This window comes from Candidatus Palauibacter scopulicola (assembly GCF_947581915.1).
Lineage (GTDB): Bacteria > Gemmatimonadota > Gemmatimonadetes > Palauibacterales > Palauibacteraceae > Palauibacter > Palauibacter scopulicola.
This window is the reverse complement of record NZ_CANPWG010000058.1, coordinates 1-18,543: the sequence shown is the minus strand read 5'-3', so window position 1 is coordinate 18,543 and position 18,543 is coordinate 1. Positions and strand designations below refer to the sequence as shown.

Genomic DNA, 18,543 nt, shown 5'->3' with positions numbered 1-18,543 from the left:
CTTCGTCTACGACCGTCCTTTATCTGAAGTCAGGCCGGGAGGCGCCCGCTGACGCCCCCCGGTCGTTTCATCTCAGCGCACGACCATGTCCTCGCTGGCGCGTGCGGCTTTCTGCTGCCGCTGGAGGCGATGCAGCGTGAAGGCCGCCCTCTCCAGCGCCGAGTCGAGGCTGCCGGGAACGATCGAGGGGGGCGTCGGATTGCCGGCCGCACCGCCCGCGCTCCCGCCGAAGGTGTAGATGTCCCGCTGCAGGACCTCCAGGTCCGCGGCCGGCATCGGCAGGTGCAGCGCCGTGCCCGCCGGCAGGATGTCGTTGCGTCGCCCGTGCCAGTGTTCGAGCCCGCCGAACACGTTGAACACGTTCTCGAAGTGCTCGAACCACATCGCGTCCCGCAGGTTGCCGCAACGCCCCTGCACGTCGTACCGCTTGCGCGGCGTGCATTCGCCGTCCGCGTTCGATGGCACCGCATCCGTCGGGTTCGACGGCGCGGGAGGCAGCCCGGCCTGCATCCGCGTCACATTGATGATGTCCGCGGCCCCCGCGAAGTCGCCCATCCGGTACAGGCCTTCCGCGACGTAGTGGTCCATCTCCTGGGTCGTCATCTCCTCCATGTCCCCGGACTCGCAGAAGTTGCAGCTCAGGGTGTAGGCGTCGTACCGCGCGTCTCCGTAATGCGACTGCCGGTACGTCCCGCGCGACGCGATGAAGATGATGTTCGCATTGTAGCGGTGGATCGGACCCATTGAGGCGGCCGTCGGGCTCACGCTCTCGCCCAGCGTCCCATCCTCGTTCACGGCGGGGTAACGCCGGTCATCCCCGAAGGCCATCTTGCGCGCCGTCCGCTTCGAGGTCTCGAAGGTGAGCCAGTCCTGGTACTGCCCGCTCTGGTCCGCCATGCCGGCCCAGTCCATGTGCATCCGATGCCAGGTTCCGTTCTGCTGAGCCTTGGCCTTCAGGTCGTCGAACCAGGCCGTGTCGGACGAACGGTCTTCGCCGACGACGACGACATCCTGGATGCCGGCCCGCGCGTCGGAGATGATCTGGCTCCAGTTCGCGCCCGCCGCCTCCGCATCCGTCCGCGGCAGGTTCGCCGCGCAGCGCGCCTTCCAGCCGACGAGATAATCGGCGAACTGGTTGTTGTCCCAGGGATTCCCGTTGATCCAGGTGTCCGGGAGCGAGAACGAGGTCGCCCGCACGGCGGACTCCGCTTCGTTCAGCTTGCCCATCGCGTAGCTGAACATGCTGTTGTAGTCGACCGTCTCGAGTTCGCCCGTGAGATCGGTCGTCTCGTCGACGATGAAGGCCTGGTCGTACCACAGGGAGAGCAGGCAACTCAGCAGCGCCTGGCTGGAGAGCGCGAAGGCGCGCGCCCGGGCGTTGCGCTCGCCGCCGGGCCCGATCTCCAGACCTTCGTCGATCGCGCGGATCCCGTCCGATGCCGCCGCGATCCCTCCATAGGCGTCGTTCCAGTGCTCGGAGAACACGTACGACCAGCGATAGGAGGTCGAGTTCGGCATCGGTTCGCGGGGTTCCCGGCCGAGGTCGTTCTGGCCGTTGTTGCCCCACGTCGCCGTGTGCCGGCTCGACATGTGGTTGAAGGCGAAGTTCGCGTTGTTCCAGTAGTGACCCATCGCCCAGACCTGCTGATAGGAACTGGCGATGAGCGACTCGACGTCATCCGGACTCGCCAGCGCGCGCGCCCGGTCCGGCTCGTTCGGGTTGTTGACCTGAAGGTCGCAGCCCGAAAGACCGACTCCGAGGGCCAGCGTGACCGCCGGCAGTGTCAACTTCCTGTTCATGACCCCTCCATAAACTCAGTCCATGTCCGTACGGCCTCCGTTTCCCGGAGGGGCATCAGAACACCAGTTCCGCCGAGAAGGTGAACGAGCGGAAGTTCGGATAGCCGAAGTTGTCGTACCGCTGCAGCGTGGAACTGGAGAGTTCGCCGCCGGTGCGGCCGACCTCCGGGTCGTATCCCCGGTAGTCCGTGATCGTCAGCAGATTCCTGCCGATGGCGTTAAGGGTGACGCGCTCGAACATGTTGCCGAACAAGGCGTTGACCGCGCTCTCGGGCAGCGTGTAGCCGAGCGACAACTCGCGAATCTTGATCCAGTCGCCGTCCTCGCGGAACCAGGCGTTGTCGTTGTTCGAGAGATAGACCCCCGCCACGTAGCCGATGGACTTGTTGAACTCCAGCGGCTTGCCCGTCTGATCCACGTCTTCGCCGCGGTCATCCCGGAGCGCCCACTGCGCCGTGTTGTTGTAGATGGAGTGACCCATCGACGACTCGACGAGGGCATTCACGCTCAGGTTCCTGTAGCGGAAGTTCGACCCGAGCGAGACGTTGAAGTCCGGCGTCGTGTTCCCGAACGGGAGCACGTCGGTGAGCTGGCACTTCTCCATGTAGTTGCCCGGGTTCTTCGCCACGCAGGCCGGCGAGTAATCCAGGACCTTGATCGGAATGCCCCAGAGATACGTGTTCTCGCCGCCGTCGACCGTGGCGACCGTCCCATCGGTGCCCCAGAGCCTCTGGCTGAACCCCGCCGTGTAGTCGGCTCCGCCCGTCCACACGAGGAGACCATCATCGTTCACCTGGAAGTCGGCGTTGCAGTCGGACGCCGCGATGCCGACCGGTTCGAGGTCCGCGCAGGTGGTCGCCAGCACGTGACCCCACATTTCGCCCAGCGGACGGCCTTCGGACACGAAGAAGGTCCCCTGACGGTAGGCGGGAACGTCCAGGCGCGTAATCTCCTGACGCGTCCGGTCCCAGTTCAGCCGGAACTGCAGACCCATGTCCTGGGTGTCGATCGGAGCGTAGCGCATGGAGATCTCATACGTCTGCGCCGATATCTCGCCCGCGTTCTGCCACTGGCTCGAGAAACCCACGAACGCCGGCTGCGGTACCCGCAGCAACTGGTCATCCGTCGTCTGCCACGCATAGGTCAGATCGAGGCCCAGGTTCTCGAAGAAGACGAAGTTAATGCCCGCCTCGCGCTCCGTCGTGAACTCCGGCTTGAGCGCCGTGTTCCCGAGGTTGACGGGGAAAATCGCGCCGCCGGAGATGCCGAACGTCTCGTACTGCGCCTGGAAGTTCGGCCGGCCCCCCGCCGTCCCGAGCGAGAAGCGCAGCTTCAGTTCATCGATCGCATCGATGCTCCAGAAATCCTCCTGCGTGATGCGCCAGGCGAACGAGCCACGGTAGTACGTCTGCCACCGCTCGTCCGGCCCGAACAGCGAGGAGCCGTCGCGCCGGATCAGGCCGTCGAGGATGTAGCGGCCCCGGTAGTCCACGCTTGCGATCCCGAACAGCCCTTCCGCCTTGATGCTGCGGACGGAGTTGCTGCCGGTCGTGGAGCCGACGATCGCGCCGAAATTCGGCACGTCCTGCACGGAGAACTGGCTTCCGAATACGCCGTTCGAAGCGAAGCTCTGATCTTCGATCAGGTAGCGAGCCTTCCCGCGCACGGTGAGGTCGCCGTCCATGAAGGTCTCGCTCGCGCCAAGCGTCACCGATGCGTTGATCGCCTCGTCCTCGAAGTTGCCCTCGCGCAGGCTGCCGCCGGTCGGCCCCTCCCGGGTCTTCTCGTTCTTCGGATAGAGTTCGTAGTCGTAGAAGTCCGTCCGGTCGAACGACGCGTTCGCCTCGAGGGTCAGCCAGTCGAGGCCCGAGGGCGAGTAGTTGAGGTCGACCGACCCCATCGTCCGCGTTCGCTTGTCCTGACTGTCGACGATCGCGAGCAGGTAGAGCGGGTTACTCGAGATCGACTGCGTGTCCGCGTCGATTCTCGGGTATCCGTCCACCGGATCGATCTGCGCCAGGTCGACGGCCGGCGAGGCGAAGGTCAGCTGGCTGAACGCCCCGTTCTCGAGCGCCTTGTCGTCCTGCGTGGCGCGGGAATAGAAGCCGCTCGCCGCGATGTCCAGGTCGCCGAAGCGCGTGTCGACGTTCAACCGCACGTTCTGCCGCTCGTATCCCTCATCGTCCGGCAGTCCCACGTCGAAGGCCGTCAGCCCCTGCGCGACCCGGTCTGCGTTCAGCGCGCCGAGGTTTTCGATGCAGACCGTGCAGCGCACGACACCGCCCTCTCTGAACTGGTCCACGCTCACGCGGAAGCTCGACTCCCCGAACCGGCCCGTCACGGCGCCGTAGACATCGGTCGTCTCGCCGGGATCGAAGAACGTGTCCATGTGGTCGAACAGTTCATGCGGGAACGCCTGATTCGCGAAGGCGGTGAAGGAGTCGCCGGGTTCGTCCGGGTTGATCTGGTTCGCCAGCACCGGGGCGCCGAAACCGGGACGGCTGAGGTCGGTAAAGGCGACTTCGTTGCCATCGGAGTCGATGAACAGCGTTCCCGCCGCGTTCATCTGGTACGGGTGGGAACGCGTCAGCCCCACGTCGCCGACGAGCTGGCTGATGCCGTACTCGCCGCGGGCGAGGATGTTCAGCGTGTTCGCCTGCAGGCTCGTGCCGCGCTTCGTCGTAATCTCGATCACGCCGTTCTGCGCCCGCGAACCGTACAGCGACGCCGCCGCCGCTCCCTTCACGATCTCCACATGGTCGATGTCCAGCGATCCGATGTCGGAGAGCGAAGCCGACTCCGACTGGATCACTCCGTCGATCACGATCAGCGGCGACAACGAGCGGCCCGATGAATTGATGGAGGTTGGACCCCGCAGCATGATGGACGCCTCGGCGCCCGGCTGGCCGGATCCGGAAACGACCGACACGCCGGCCGCTTTCGCCGTCAGGAGCGACGAGACGTCGGCCGCCGGCACGGGGAAGTTCTGCGCCGACAGCCGCTCCACCGTGAACGGGAGCTTCACCTGCGGTGTCTCGCCCACGACCCCCGTCACGACGATGTCCTGGAGTCGAAGGGCCGTCTGCTCCACGGAGAAGTCCGCCGACGCCACCTGGCCCGACGCCACCGTCACCGTCTGCGACAGCTCGTGATAGCCGATCAGGCGCACCGTCACGGTCTGCTCGCCCGCCGGCACCCCTTCCAACCGGTACGTGCCCTCCGGACCCGACAGCGTACCGATCACCGTTCCCGCAACGAACACCTGCGCGCCGGCCACCGGGGCCAGCGACTCCGCATCGGTCACCGTCCCCGAGACCGCTCCCTGAGCGAGCAGCGGGGCCGCGCCGATAAAGAGCCAGACGCTCACTGCCGTGGCGGCCAGCGCGCTCGCGCGCTTCCGCCGTCCTGACGACTCATGAAACATGGATCACCCTTCCTCTAGCGTGGGACCCTAAGCGACCCGACCCCTCCCCTCGCCCCAAGACAGAAACGACCGGGAGCCGTAACACCGCGGACCCCCGGTCGTTGTTCTCCGACGTTCGTCTCGTTGTTAAGCGCACGCCTCCCGGAGCCGTCACTGACGGCGCCGGGAGGCGTCCACGCTCCCTGGAAGGGCTGTCTGTCCAACGAACCGCCTTCCTGGTTCAAACCTTGGGGGGAGAACCACCCCCCGCCCGGTCCCTGCCGGGCTGCTGCTTCCTACCTGACGACCAGGTCCCGCGCCTTGCGGTCCGCCGCCTGGCTGGCCCTGAACCGCTCCAGCGTATAGGCGGCCCGCTCCAGCGCCGCGTCCAGGCTGCCCGGCACGATTGACGGGGTCGGATCGCCCGCCGAACTCGCACCGCCACCACCGAACGTGTAGACATCGCGCTGCAGGACCTCGAGGTCCGAAGCCGGGATCGGCAACTGAAGCGCCGTACCCGCCGGCAAGATGTCGTTACGGCGCCCATGCCAGTACTCGAGCCCGCCGAACACGTTGAACACGTTCTCGAAGTGCTCGAACCACATCGCGTCGCGCAGGTTGCCGCAACGCCCCTGCGTGTCGTACCGCTTCCGCGGCGTGCACTCGCCCGCGCCGTTGGCCGGTACCGCATCCGTCGGGTTGGCGGGGGCGGCCGGCAGACCCGCCTCCATGCGCGTCTTGTTCACGATCTCCGCGGCGCCCGCGAAGTTGCCCATGCGGTAGTGCGCCTCGGCGATATAGCCCTCCATCTCCTGCGTCGTCATGTGCTCCATGTCGCCGAAGAAGCAGAAGCTGCAGCTGAGCGTGTAGGCGTCGTACCGCATGTCGCCGTAGTGCGACTGCCGGTACGTCCCACGCTCCGGTCGGAAGATGATCGTCGAGTTGTAGCGCGACCGCGGACCGTCGGAGGCGACCGACGGGCTGACGACCTCTGACGTCACGCCGTCCTCGTTGCTCGGCGGGAAGCGCATGTCGTCGCCGAAGGTCATCCTGCGCGCGGTGCGCTGCGCGGTCGGGATCGACAGCCAGTCCTGGTACTCCCCGGACTGGTCGGCCATGCCCACCCAGTCCATGTGCATCCGGTGCCAGGTTCCGTTCTGCTGCATGAGGCTCTTGAGGCCGTCGAACCACGGGCTGTCGGACGAAGAGTCCTCACCCACGACGACGACATCGCCAATGCCGTTCTGCGCGTTGGAGATGATCTGGCCCCAGTTGGCGCCCGCGGCTTCGGCGTCCGTTCGCGGCAGGTTCGCCGCGCAGCGCGCCTTCCAGCTCACGAGGTAGTCCGCCCACTGGTTGTTGTCCCAGGCGTTCCCGTTGACCCACGTTTCTTCGAGCGTGAACGAGGACCCCCGGGCCTGCGACTCCGCCGCGTCCAGCTTGCCCATGGCGTAGCTGAACATGCTGTTGTAGTCGACGGTCTCGAGTTCGCCGCCGAGATCCGTCGTCTCGTCGACGATGAAGGCCTGGTCGTACCAGAGCCCAAGCAGGCAGGAAAGGATCGCCTGGCTGCCCGCCGCGAAGGCGAGGGCGCGCGCGTTCCGCTCGCCGCCCGGACCGATCTCGAGGCCCGCTTCGATGGCCCGGATCCCATCCGAGGCCGCCGAAATGCCTCCGTAGGCGTCAGACCAGTTGCCCTCGAAGACGTAGGCCCATCGGTACGAAGGCGAGTTCGGGAGGGACTCGCGGGGCTCACGGCCGAGGTCGTTCATCCCCATGTTGCCCCAGGTCGCCGTGTGGCGGCTGGCCATGTGGCCGAACGCGAAGTTCGCGTTGGTCCAGTAGTGTCCAATTTCCCAGACCTTGAGGAAGGAGCTCGCGATGAGCGTCTCCACATCGTCCGGGCCGGCGAGCGCGCGAGCGCGGTCCGGCTGGTTCGGATTGTCGACCTGCAGGTCGCAGCCCGAAAAGCCGACCGTCAGCGCCAGCGCAAAGGCCGGTAGCGTCAGCTTCCTTTTCATGATCTCTCCGTTGTTCAAGCGGTATCTCGCGATCCCCCCGTCGTAACGAGGCGGGGCCGCCCTCCGGAGAGGGCGACCCGCCACTGCCACGGACAGGGAATCAGAATACCAGTTCGGCTGCGAAGGTGAACGTGCGGAAGTTCGGATAACCGAAGCTGTCCACCCGGTTGAGCGCCGCACTACCAAGCTGACCTCCGCTCCCACCGACCTCGGGGTCGTAGCCGCGGTAATCCGTGATCGTGATCAGATTCCGACCGATCACGTTCAGCGTCACCCTGTCGAAGACGCCGCTGAACAGACTCTCGACCATGTTGTCAGGCAGCGTGTAGCCGAACGAAAGCTCGCGCAGCTTGATCCAGCTGCCGTCCTCGCGGAACCAGTCGTTGTCGGCGTTGACCGAGTAGACCGCGGACGCATAGCCGACGGGCTTGTTGTGCTCGAGCGACTTGCCCGTCTGGTCCGTGTCCTCGCCGCGCAGCTCGCGAAGCGACCACTGCGCCGTGCCGTTGTAGATCGACTGGCCCTGAGAGGTCTCCAGCAGCGCGTTCACGCTGAGGCCTTGATAGCGGAAGTTCGTCGCCAGCGAGGCGTTGAAGTCGGGCGTCGTGTTTCCGAACGGCAGGAACTCAGTGAGTACGCACTTCTCGGTGTAGTCGCCAGGATTCTTCGAGACGCAAGCCGGCGAATAGTCCGAAACCTTGACCGGCAGGCCCCAGTGGTACGAGTTGCTGCCGTCCTCCGTGGCGACCTCGACCTGGGTTCCCCACAGCTTCTTGCTGAAGCCTTCGGTGAAGGCGGAGCCGCCCGTCGGGACGAGCAGACCGTCGTCGTTCACCTGGAAGTTGGCGTTGCAGTCGGAAGCCGACACGCCGATCGGCGCCAGGTCCGCGCAGCTCCTGGCCCACCGCTCGCCCCACAGCTCGCCCAGCGGACGACCCTCGGAGACGTAGAAGTTGCCGAACGAGTAGTCCGGAACGTCGAGGCGCGTGATCTCCTGCCGCGTCTTGTCCCAGTTCAGCCGGAACTGGAGGCCCATGTCCTGCGTGTCGATTACCGCGTAGCGCATCGAGACCTCGTACGTCTCGGCCGCGATCGCGCCCGCGTTCTGCCACTGGCTCGAGAAGCCGACGAAGGCCGGCTGCGGAACCTGCAGGAGCTGGTCGTCCGTCGTGTTCCAGGCGTACGTCAGGTCGAGACCCAGGTTCTCGAAGAACACGAAGTTCAATCCCGCTTCCTTCTCGGTCGTGAACTCCGGCTTGAGGGCGCGGTTCCCGAGGTTGATCGGGAAGATCGCGCCCGCCGAGACGCCGAACGTCTCGTACTGGGCGGCGAAGTTCGGACGACCGCCGGCCGTGCCGAGCGAGAAGCGCAGCTTCAGTTCGTCGATCGCGTCGATGTTCCAGAAGTCTTCCTGCGCCACGCGCCACGCGACCGAGCCGCGGAAGTACGTCTGCCACCGCTCATCGGGCCCGAACAGCGAGGAGCCGTCGCGACGAACGAGGCCATCGAGGATGTAGCGGCCTCGGTAGTCGAGGCTCGCGATCCCGAACAGCCCTTCCGCCTTAACCGCGCTCTGGAAGTTGTTCCCGGAGGTCTCGCCGATGATGGCGCCGAAGTTCGGCACGTCCTGCACCGAGAAGCGGCTGCCGAACACGCCGTTCGACTGGTAGCTCTGGTCTTCGATGAGATAGCGGGCCTTCCCGCGCACGGTCAGGTCTCCGTCCATGAACACCTGGCTCGCGCCGAGCGTCACGGAGGCGTTGATCGCCTCGTTGGTGGAGTTGAACTCGCGGAGGCTGCCGCCGGTGAACTCGCCGACGCCGCCGCCACCCGCCTCGCGCTCGTTCTTGGGCCGGATCTCGTAGTCGCTGAAGTCCGTGCGGTCGAACGATGCGTTCGCCTCAAACGTGAGCCAGTCGATGGCCGCGGGCGAGAAGTTGAGGTCCACCGACCCCATCGTCCGCGTCCGCTCGTCGCGGCTGTCATTGACGGCCAGCAGGTAGAGCGGATTGGGTTCGATCGACTGCGGATCCGCGTTGATATCGGGATACCCGTCCATCGGATCGACCTGCGAGATGTCGAGCGCGGGTGACATGAAGGTCAGCCGGGAGAAGGCGCCGGTCGAAACGGCCTTGTCGTCCTGGTCGGAGCGCGAGTAGAAGCCGCTCGCCGCGATGTCCAGGTCGCCGAAGCGCGTGTCGACGTTCAAGCGCACGTTCTGGCGCTCGTATCCCTCATCGTTCGGCAATCCGACGTCAAAGGCCGTCAGCCCCTGTGCGACGCGGTCCGCGTTCAGCGTGGCGAGGTTGTCGATGCAGGCGGAGCAACTCACGACGCCGGCCTCGCGGAACTGGTTGACGCTCACGCGGAAGCTCGACTCGCCGAAGCGGCCGGTGACCGCGCCGTAGATGTCGACGGTCTCGCCGGGATCGAAGAACGTGTCCATGTGGTCGAACAGTTCATTCGGGAACGCCTGGTTCGCGAACGCCGTTTGCGGCGTCGCCGCCTCGCCCGGGGCGATCTGGTTGTACAGGCGGGCGGAACCGAAGCCGGGGCGGTTGAGGTCGCCGAAGTCGACCTCGTTGCCTTCGCTGTCGATGAACTTCGTGCCCGATGCGTTCATCTCGTAGGGGTGCGAACGCACGAGCCCGACATCGCCGACGAGCTGGCCGAAGCCGTACTCGCCGCGGCCGGTGATCGTCAGCGTGTTCGTCTGCAGGCCCGTGCCGCGCTTCGTCGTGATCTCGATCACGCCGTTCTGCGCCCGCGAACCGTACAGCGACGCCGCCGCCGCTCCCTTCACGATCTCCACGTGGTCGATGTCGAGCGCCCCCACGTCCGAAAGCGTCGCACCATCGGCCTGGATCACGCCGTCGATCACGATCAGCGGCGACTGGCTCCGGCCGGACGCGTTGATCGAGGTCGGGCCGCGCAGCGTAATCGACGCTTCCTGACCGGGCTGGCCGGAGTTGGAGATGACCGACACGCCGGCCGCCTTACCCGCCAGCAGCGAGGAGGCGTCGGCCGCCGGGACCGGAATGTCCTGCGCCGACAGCCGCTCCACCGTGAACGGGAGCTTCACCTGCGGCGTCTCGCCCACCACCCCCGTCACGACGATGTCCTGGAGGCGAAGGGCCGTCTGCTCCACGGCGAAGTCCGCCGTCGCGACCTGGCCCGACGCCACCGTCACCGTCTGAGAAAGCTCGTGGTAGCCGATCAGGCGGACCGTTACGGTCTGCTCGCCCGCCGGCACCCCTTCCAACCGGTACGTGCCCTCGGGACCCGACAGCGTACCGATCACCGTTCCCGCAACGAACACCTGCGCGCCGGCCACCGGGGCCAGCGACTCCACATCGGTCACCGTCCCCGAAACCGCTCCCTGAGCGAACAGCGGGGCCGCGCCGATAAAGAGCCAGGCGCTCACTGCTGTAGCGGCTAGCGCACTCGCGCGCCTCCGCCGTCCTGACAAGTGAAACAACATGGATCGCCCTCCTGTGGCAGTGGGATCCTCTGCGACCCGAACCTGTTCGAGGGGCGAGCCCCCCGCTCGACGCGGCCGGGTCAGTAACACCGCGTCGAGACCGATCAAAACACGTCCTGTCGTACCGCTACTCCTTTACAACGCTTGGCGGAACCGTTTTGCGACGACGACGGCCACGTCCCGAAGCTCGACGATTCCCGTGCGCGGCGTGCGGCCACTCGGCGCACACGCGCAACTCCCCCAAAAGAAGGGGACCGGGCAACATGAGCGCCGATTTCGGCCCGTGCAAGACCCTCGCGGTGACGGCCCCGCGGGCGCGCGCGCGGCCAAATCGGGCTCGCGAAACTCGATACCTCAGGACCGGAGGGAGATCCGCGCGAATGCCCGCTTGCCTCGCTGCACGAGATACTCGCCTTCTCCCAGCCGGAGGTCGCCCGCCCGGATCACGCTCCCGTCCACGCGCACCGCCCCCTGGCGGATGAGTCGGCCCGCCTCCGAGGAGGAAGCCGCGAGCCCCGAATCGCGGAGGATGTGCGCGATCCAGAGCGTCTCCTCCCCTCCGAGAGAGAGCGAGACGGCAGGGACATCCTCGGGCACCTCCCGGCGCCGGTGCAGGCGGTCGAACGCCTCCCGCGCCTCGCCGGCGGCCGCGGCGCCGTGGTAGCGGGCCACGAGGTCTCCGGCCAGCCACCGCTTGGCGGCGAGCGGATCGGTCTCCGCCTGGGCGCAACGGGAAGCGAGTTCCTCGCCGGAGGCGCTCGACACGAGCACGAGCCACTCGTCGAGCAGCGTGTCCGGGATCGACATGACGCGCCCGAACGTCTCCGCCGCCTCCATCGCGATCCCGACGTAGTTGCCGTAGCTCTTGGACATCTTCCGGTGTCCGTCGGTCCCGCGCAGAAGCGGCATGATGAGGCACACCTGCGGCTCCTGGCCCGCACGCTCCTGAAGCGTTCTCCCCAGCAGCAGGTTGAACCGCTGATCGGTGCCGCCGAGTTCGACATCGGCCCGCAACGCGACGGAATCGTACGCCTGCATCATCGGGTAGAGGAATTCGACGAGGCTGATGGGACGTCCCTCCCGGTGGCGCGCGGCGAAGTCGTCGCGCTCGAGCATGCGGGCGACGGTGTACTGCGAGGTGAGCCGCAGGATGTCCGCCAGCGCGAGGCCGGCGAGCCATTCGCTGTTCTTCCGGATCTCGGTCGCCGCCGGATCGAGGATGCGGAAAACCTGGTCTTCGTAGGTGGCCAGGTTCGACTCGATCTCCTCCTCGGACAGCATCGGCCGCGTCTCGTCCCTTCCGCTCGGGTCGCCCACGCGGGCCGTGAAGTCACCCATCACGAACACGACGCGGTGGCCGAGTTCCTGGAAGGTCCGCAGCTTGTGGATCGACACGCCGTGGCCGATGTGGAGGTCGGGCCGGGTCGGGTCGAACCCCTGTTTAATAAGGAGGGGCCGATCCTCCCGGGCCGAGCGCTCGAGCTTGGCCACGAGTTCGTCCTCGGGGACGATGGACTCGGCTCCCGCGCGGATGCGGCGGATCTGTTCGTCTACGGGGAGAAACATCTGCGCCTGGTGTCGGTATATTCTGTATCGTCCCGTCGCGGGATCGCTCCCGCCGGGCGCGGCTTGACGATAGAATCGGGCCGTCGGCGGTCCGACGCGAGGGGTGAGGTCCGGAGGAACGAGTGAACGGCCGGGAGATCGCAGGGGGGGAACGGGGATGATCGGTCGACGACGAACCGCGCGCCGGTCGCGTGGCGCGAAGAAGGGGACGGCCGGGCAGCGGAGAAACGTGCGCCGCGCCCTGCTGCTTGCCGTTCTGATCGGTGGCGGACTCGGGGGAGGCGTGGCGTGGCGCGGATGGACCCACCTGTGCGACGAGTGTCCCTCCATCGCCCAGATCTACGCCTTCGAACCCAAGGAGGCGACGAAACTCTTCGCGGCGGACGGATCCCTTCTCGCGGAACTTGCCATCGAACGGCGGACGCCCATCCGGATGGAGGCGCTTCCGCGTCACGTGTACAACGCCTTCATCGCGGTCGAGGACAAGCGCTTCTGGGGTCACGCGGGAGTGGATCTGCTGCGGACGACGCGGGCCTTCTTCGATTTCCTGCTGAGGGGGTACGGAGCCGCGGGCGGCAGTTCGATCACGCAGCAACTCGCGGGCAACATGTTCGAGGGCTCCGTGAACCGGCGGGACATCAGCGTGCGCAGGAAGCTGCGCGAGATGCGGGTCGCGATCGACCTCGAGCGCGCGTACAGCAAGTGGGAGATCATCGAAGCCTACCTCAACCAGATCAACTTCGACGGCGTGTTCGGAGTCCAGGCCGCGGCGGAGCGTTACTTCGGGAAGACGGCCGCGCAGCTCAACCTGCCGGAGGCGGCGCTGCTCGCGGCCATCCCGCGGAATCCGGCGGGATACAACCCGATCCGCCGCCCGGAGCGGGCCATCGGACGGCGCAATCTCGTCCTTGAACTGATGGCCGTGCAGGGACTCGTGAGCATCGCGGACGCCGAGGCGGCGAAGGCGTACCCGCTGGAACTCGCGAGGGGAGCCCGCATCGAGCAGGACGCGCCCTACTTCGTGGAGTGGGTGCGGCAGCGGCTCTACGACCGATACGGCACCGACATCTACGAGAAGGGGTTCCGCGTCTACACGACGCTCGACCCGGAGCTCCAGGCGGTCGCGGATTCCGCGCTGCTCGCGCAGCTGGAGTGGGTGGACCGCCACCCGGCCTATCGCGGCGTCACCTTCGAGGAGGTGCGGGCGTGGCCGCCCGACAGCCTGTACCAGGTGAGCCGCGGGGGCGCCGAGATGCCCTATGTGCAGGGGATGTTCGTCGCCCTGGACGCGGCGACCGGCGACGTGCGGGCGATGGTGGGCGGGCGCGATTTCGGCGACTCCGAGTTCAACCGCGCGACCCAGGCCATCCGGCAGCCGGGTTCCGTGTTCAAGCCGTTCGTCTACGCGACGGCGATCGCGGCCGGCATCCCCGCATCGGAGATCATTTACGACCAGCCGTACTACCTCGAGAACGTCGGCGGCGATCCCTACGCACCGCGCAACTTCGATAACGACTTCAAGGGCCCGATGACGCTGCGGCGCGCGCTCGCCCGGTCGATCAACGTCGTGGCCGTCAAGCTGGGCCAGCGCGTCGGCGAGGAGTCGTTCGCGCAGATGGCCGAGCGCATGGGGGTCGCATCGAGCGTCCCGCGCGTGCCCTCGGCCGCGATCGGCTCGATGGATGTCCGTCCGATCGAGATTGCCGCCGCCTACAGCACCTTCGCGAACCTCGGCGTGCGGGTCTCGCCCCGGTCGATCCTTCGCGTGGAGAGCAGGGACGGCCGCGTGCTCTGGGAGAGCCGGGTCCAGCGTGAGCGGGTGCTGGAGCGGGACATCGCCTGGGTCGCCCAGTCCATGCTGCGGGACGCGGTGGACCAGGGGACGGGGACGCTGGCGGTGAGGTCCCGCTACGCGATTCCCTTCTCCGTACCGGTGGCGGGAAAAACGGGGACGACGAACGACGCGACCAACACCTGGTTCGTCGGATTCACGCCGGACCTCGTGACGACGACGTGGATCGGGCACGACCGGCCCCGGCGCATCTATGCGGGCGCCACGGGCGGAGGCACGGCGGCGCCGGTCGGAGCCGCGGTGTTGGCGCGCTACTACGAGACGCACGAACACCCCGACGCGTGGGAGCGGCCGCCGGGCCTCATCGAGCGGACCGTGAGCGAGACCACGGGACTGCTGTCCACGCGCTGGTGTCCGCTCGACGTCCGCTACGTCGAGATCTACCTCGAGGGGACGGAACCGACCGAGATGTGCGACGCGCATGGTCCGTGGAGCGCGCAGGTCCCCGTCCGCGGGAAGTCCGCGCCACACTAGCAGGCTTTCGGGCTTTGCCGCAGCCTCCTAGCCGGCGATCCGCTCCAGGATCAGCGGTTGCGACGCCGGCGGTTCGGAGGAGAGCCGAATCGCGTCCGCGAGGCGGCGGGCGGCCGTCGCGGCGCTGGCCGCGTCCGCCGCGTGCACGGTGAGCAGAGGTTCGCCTTCAGAGACTCTGTCGCCCGCCCTGCGGTGAAACTCGAACCCCACCCTCGGATCGACCGGGTCCTCGACGCGGCGGCGGCCGGCCCCAAGTTCCACCGAGGCGACGCCCACCGTGCGAGCGTCGACATCGAGCCAACCGGAGCCGGGGGACAGGAAGGGTTCGCGGATCGGGGCCGCGGGGAGGCGCCCGGGGTCGTCGGCCACCCCCGGGTCCCCTCCCTGGACCTCGATGAGCCGCGCGAAGCGCTCGAGCGCGGCCCCGCCATCCAGAATCGCGCCGAGTTCCGCCGCAGCCTCTTCAGCGTCGGCAGCGTGACCGACGGAGACGAGCAACTCGGCGCTCAGCGCCAGGGTGACTTCGCGCAGATCCGCGGGTCCTCCGCCTCTCAAAGTCTCGATCGCTTCGCGCACTTCCAGCGCGTTGCCGACGGTGCGGCCCAGCGGGGCATCCATCGCGGTCAGGAGTGCACTCGTCCGCACCCCCTCGGCTGTCGCGAGGTCGACCATGGTGCGCGCCAACCCACGTGCCTGGTCACGGTCGGTAATGAAGGCGCCACGCCCACACTTCACGTCGAGTACGAGCGCCCCGATCCCCTCGGCCACTTTCTTCGAAACGATCGAGGCCGCGATCAGGGCTGGGGAGGGTACGGTCCCCGTCACATCCCGGAGCGCGTAGAGACGTCCGTCGAGCGGCGCGATTTCCTTCGTCTGGCCGATCATCGCGCACCCGATCTCATCGAGAATGGCCTGGAACCGTGCCAGATCCACAGACACGTTGAAGCCGGGAATCGCCTCGAGCTTGTCCAGCGTCCCTCCGGTATGTCCGAGGCCGCGACCCGACATCATGGGCACGCGAAGGCCGGCTTCGGCCAGGAGCGGCGCCAGGATGAGCGAGACCTTGTCCCCGACGCCGCCGGTGGAGTGCTTGTCGACCGCCGGCGGGCCGTCGTCCGCGAACCGCAGTCGCGCCCCGGAGTCGATGATCTCCCGCAGGAGCACGGAGAGTTCGGCGGGATCCAGCCCCCGAATGAACACGGCCATGAGGAAGGCGGACATCTGATACTCGGTGACGTCCCCTTCGAGATACGCGCGCAGGAAGGCCGCGAGTTCGTCGGACGAGAGCCGCCCGCCGTCGCGTTTCTTCTCGATAATCCGTGTGGGGAGCATGAGGTGCCAACCTTGTCCGGCCTTGGCCCCCTGTCTAGCTTTTTTTGCGATGAACTCCCCCACGCAGGCCCCCGCCGTGATCCTGCCGAGGTCGGTCCTTGCGGATCTCTTTCACCGCTGCGCCAGCCTGGGTGAAGTCGGAGTTGCGGCGTTGAAGGAGGCGGGGGACCGGACCGGCGCGGAGGCGGTCGCCCTGCTCGGCGACTCTCCGGACCTGCTTTCCGCAGCGGAGTTCTGGGCTTTCCTCGACGAGATCCTCCGGAAGGCGGGCCTCGGATCGATATCGTTCAAGCCGGGGGGAGGCGCGTTCGCCGCCATCGCCTGGCGTGACTCGCCGGAGGCCACGTCGGCCGGGAACGTTCGCTGTCACTTCGCGACGGCGTTTCTGCGGGGCGTGCTGAGCCGTCTGGCGGACCGCGCGGTCGAGGTCGCCGAGGTGCCGGGCGGCCGCGGGACGGAGCCACGCTGGTTCCTGTTCGGATCCGCGGAGACGATCCAGCGGGTGCTTGCCGATAGCCAATCGCGGGCCGGGGGCCGGGAGCGCTGAGCATGCCCCGCAGCCGTTTGATGGCGCTCGACTACGGCCGACGACGCATCGGGGTGGCCGTCACGGATCCGACCCGGACGATCGCGGCGCCCCACGGTGTGGTGGAGAGGGCGAAGAGACGGGCTCCCGGGACCGCGATCCCGGGCGCGCTGGCCGAACTCGTTGCGGAATTGGAGCCCGCCGCCATCCTCGTGGGTATCCCCTTCTCAATGGATGGGACCGCGGGCGAGATGGCCGAAGAGGCGCGGGCCTTCGCCCGGGCTTTGGAGGAAGCGACGGGAGTGCGAACCATCGAGTGGGATGAGCGGCTGTCGACCGCGCGGGCGGAACGAGAGCTCCTCAGCATGAATCCGCCTCGCGGCCGGCGGCGACCGAAGGGCCGGACGGACGAAATGGCCGCGGCGTTGATGCTCTCCGCCTATCTGCGCAGCACCCCCGCCGGTGCAGGCGTCCCCCGGGGCCCATGAAACGCCGGTCGAAAGGAACGGGCGTTCGCCTGCTCCTCGCCGCTTTCGCCGCCCTGGCGCCCGTGGCGTACGGGTTCTTCTCCGCCGAGTTCCGGGGCCGGGGCACTCCCGATGGGTCGGTGGTCGAGGTCCTCATCCCGGATGGCGCCGCATCGCTCGAGGTGGCGGACGTGCTCCGGGCGCAGGAACTGATCTTCCATCCGCGGATCTTCGACGCGTACGTGCGCCTGAAGGGTCAGGGTCGGCAGCTGAAGGCCGGCCGGTACGAGATTCCGCGCGGCGCTCCGTACCCGTACCTGCTGGAGGTGCTCCGAACCGGGGCCGTCGTGACGACGCCGCTGACGATCCCGGAGGGTCTCCGGCTCCCGCAGGTGGCGGAACGCCTGGCCGCCTACGTCGGCGATTCGACGGCCGCCGTCCTTGCCTACCTTGCAGCTCCGGAGCGGGTGGCTGAGCTGGGCGTGCCGGGTCCCACGCTCGAAGGATACCTGTTCCCGGAGACGTATCGATTCGCCGACGGGGTCGGAATCCCGGTCATCGTGCAGGCGATCGTCGGACGATACTCCGATTTCTGGGGAGCCGAGGAGCGAGCTAAAGCCGCCGCGCTCGGTCTCGACGAGCGAGAGGTCGTGACGCTCGCGAGCATCGTCGAGAAAGAGGTCCGGTGGGACGAGGAGCGTCCGGTGGTCGCGGGGGTCTACTGGAACCGCCTTCAGCGCGACATGCTTCTGCAGGCGGATCCCACAGTACAGTACGCCCTCGGTGAGCCGCGGGCGCGCCTGCTCTATCGGGACATCGACTCCGTCGCGGATCACCCATACAACACCTATACGCAGCCGGGACTGCCGCCCGGGCCCATCGCTTCTCCCGGAGCGGCATCGCTGCGGGCCGCCCTCCAGCCCGCCGACCACGAGTACATCTTCTTCGTGGCGCGAAACGACGGCTCGCACGAATTCACCCGGACCCTGCGCGAGCACAACAACGCGATAAACCGGATCCGCCTCGACCGCGAGTCGGCGGAACGCTAGGACGAAAGGGACCGTGCCCGGCTCGACCGCGTGGGATGGCTGGCCCCTCATGGTGATCACCCACCCGCTGCCCGCCTGCGGGCGCCCGCTGGAGGAGGTCGTGGCGGAATGCGTGGACGCCGGGGCGCCCGCGATCCAGCTCCGGGACAAGACCGCGAACGGCGGCGCACTCACCTCGACCGCGGAGCGGCTCCGGGCGGTCACGAAGTCCGCGGGCGCCACCCTGATCGTGAACGATCGTCTCGATGTCGCCCTCGCCGCCGGCGCGGACGGCGTCCACCTCGGCCCGGACGATCTCACGGTCTCGGCCGCCCGCCGCATCGTCCCGTCGGATTTCATCATCGGCTACTCGACCGATGATCCCGAGGAGGCCCGCCGCGCCGCGGCCGCGGGGGCGGACTACCTGGGCGTCGGCGCCGTGTTCGGCACACGCTCCAAGCCCGGCCTCGCCGACGAAGCCATTGGCCCCGACCGGGTCCGGCTCGTCCGGGAGGCCAGCCGCCTCCCCTGCCTCGGAATCGGCGGCATCACCCTGCAAAACGCCCCCGAGGTCCTCGAGACCGGCGCCGGCC

Annotated in this window: 11 protein-coding genes; 5 read left to right on the top strand and 6 right to left on the bottom strand. The window is 67.6% G+C overall.

The window, feature by feature from the left end:
• Positions 1 to 72: 72 nt before the first annotated feature.
• The 5 genes from RN743_RS11180 to tyrS all read right to left on the bottom strand — a co-directional run bounded on the left by RN743_RS11180 (position 73) and on the right by tyrS (position 12,271).
• Positions 73 to 1,800 carry a hypothetical protein gene (locus RN743_RS11180; RefSeq protein ID WP_310779924.1) on the bottom strand — a complete coding sequence of 576 codons (1,728 nt, stop codon included), beginning with the start codon at positions 1,798 to 1,800 and terminating at the stop codon, positions 73 to 75.
• A gap of 55 nt (positions 1,801 to 1,855) precedes the next feature.
• Positions 1,856 to 5,224 (bottom strand): SusC/RagA family TonB-linked outer membrane protein, encoded by a 3,369-nt coding sequence (locus RN743_RS11175; RefSeq protein ID WP_310779922.1) that lies wholly within the window; start codon positions 5,222 to 5,224, stop codon positions 1,856 to 1,858.
• Positions 5,225 to 5,499: 275 nt separating this feature from the next.
• Positions 5,500 to 7,224, bottom strand: coding sequence for a hypothetical protein (locus RN743_RS11170; RefSeq protein ID WP_310779920.1), 1,725 nt, complete (start codon positions 7,222 to 7,224; stop codon positions 5,500 to 5,502).
• 100 nt (positions 7,225 to 7,324) lie between these two features.
• Entirely contained in the window at positions 7,325 to 10,648 is a 3,324-nt protein-coding gene (locus RN743_RS11165) for a SusC/RagA family TonB-linked outer membrane protein (protein WP_310779918.1), read from the bottom strand.
• A 411-nt stretch (positions 10,649 to 11,059) separates the two neighbouring features.
• Positions 11,060 to 12,271: a tyrosine--tRNA ligase gene (tyrS, locus tag RN743_RS11160; protein ID WP_310779916.1), complete on the bottom strand. Its 1,212-nt coding sequence runs from the start codon at positions 12,269 to 12,271 to the stop codon at positions 11,060 to 11,062.
• 157 nt (positions 12,272 to 12,428) lie between these two features.
• Between tyrS and RN743_RS11155 the strand changes: the two genes are divergently transcribed.
• Positions 12,429 to 14,597, top strand: a complete 2,169-nt coding sequence (locus RN743_RS11155) for a PBP1A family penicillin-binding protein (protein WP_310779914.1) — start codon at positions 12,429 to 12,431, stop codon at positions 14,595 to 14,597.
• A gap of 27 nt (positions 14,598 to 14,624) precedes the next feature.
• Here RN743_RS11155 and RN743_RS11150 read toward each other — a convergent pair whose 3' ends face one another.
• On the bottom strand, positions 14,625 to 15,929 hold the full coding sequence (locus tag RN743_RS11150) for a thymidine phosphorylase (protein WP_310779911.1): 1,305 nt from the start codon (positions 15,927 to 15,929) through the stop codon (positions 14,625 to 14,627).
• 49 nt (positions 15,930 to 15,978) lie between these two features.
• Here RN743_RS11150 and RN743_RS11145 point away from each other — a divergent pair, with 49 nt between their 5' ends.
• The 4 genes from RN743_RS11145 to thiE form a co-directional block, all read left to right on the top strand.
• Complete coding sequence (locus tag RN743_RS11145; protein WP_310779908.1) at positions 15,979 to 16,476, top strand: hypothetical protein; 498 nt, start codon at positions 15,979 to 15,981, stop codon at positions 16,474 to 16,476.
• Between the two features lie 2 nt (positions 16,477 to 16,478).
• Entirely contained in the window at positions 16,479 to 16,943 is a 465-nt protein-coding gene (ruvX, locus tag RN743_RS11140) for a Holliday junction resolvase RuvX (protein ID WP_310779906.1), read from the top strand.
• A complete protein-coding gene (mltG, locus tag RN743_RS11135; protein WP_310779904.1) occupies positions 16,940 to 17,971 on the top strand; it encodes an endolytic transglycosylase MltG in 1,032 nt (343 codons plus the stop codon). Before ruvX ends, mltG begins: the two co-directional genes overlap by 4 nt.
• Positions 17,972 to 17,984: 13 nt before the next feature.
• Positions 17,985 to 18,543: thiamine phosphate synthase (thiE, locus tag RN743_RS11130; protein WP_310779902.1), on the top strand; the 559-nt coding region annotated here is incomplete at its 3' end.

Bases quoted from the DNA above. Each gene is read 5' to 3' on its own strand.
- RN743_RS11180 (WP_310779924.1), bottom strand. From the start codon at position 1,800: ATGAACAGGAAGTTGACACTGCCGGCGGTCACGCTGGCCCTCGGAGTC.
- RN743_RS11175 (WP_310779922.1), bottom strand. From the start codon at position 5,224: ATGTTTCATGAGTCGTCAGGACGGCGGAAGCGCGCGAGCGCGCTGGCC.
- RN743_RS11170 (WP_310779920.1), bottom strand. From the start codon at position 7,224: ATGAAAAGGAAGCTGACGCTACCGGCCTTTGCGCTGGCGCTGACGGTC.
- tyrS (WP_310779916.1), bottom strand. From the start codon at position 12,271: ATGTTTCTCCCCGTAGACGAACAGATCCGCCGCATCCGCGCGGGAGCC.
- RN743_RS11155 (WP_310779914.1), top strand. From the start codon at position 12,429: ATGATCGGTCGACGACGAACCGCGCGCCGGTCGCGTGGCGCGAAGAAG.
- RN743_RS11150 (WP_310779911.1), bottom strand. From the start codon at position 15,929: ATGCTCCCCACACGGATTATCGAGAAGAAACGCGACGGCGGGCGGCTC.
- RN743_RS11145 (WP_310779908.1), top strand. From the start codon at position 15,979: ATGAACTCCCCCACGCAGGCCCCCGCCGTGATCCTGCCGAGGTCGGTC.
- ruvX (WP_310779906.1), top strand. From the start codon at position 16,479: ATGCCCCGCAGCCGTTTGATGGCGCTCGACTACGGCCGACGACGCATC.
- mltG (WP_310779904.1), top strand. From the start codon at position 16,940: ATGAAACGCCGGTCGAAAGGAACGGGCGTTCGCCTGCTCCTCGCCGCT.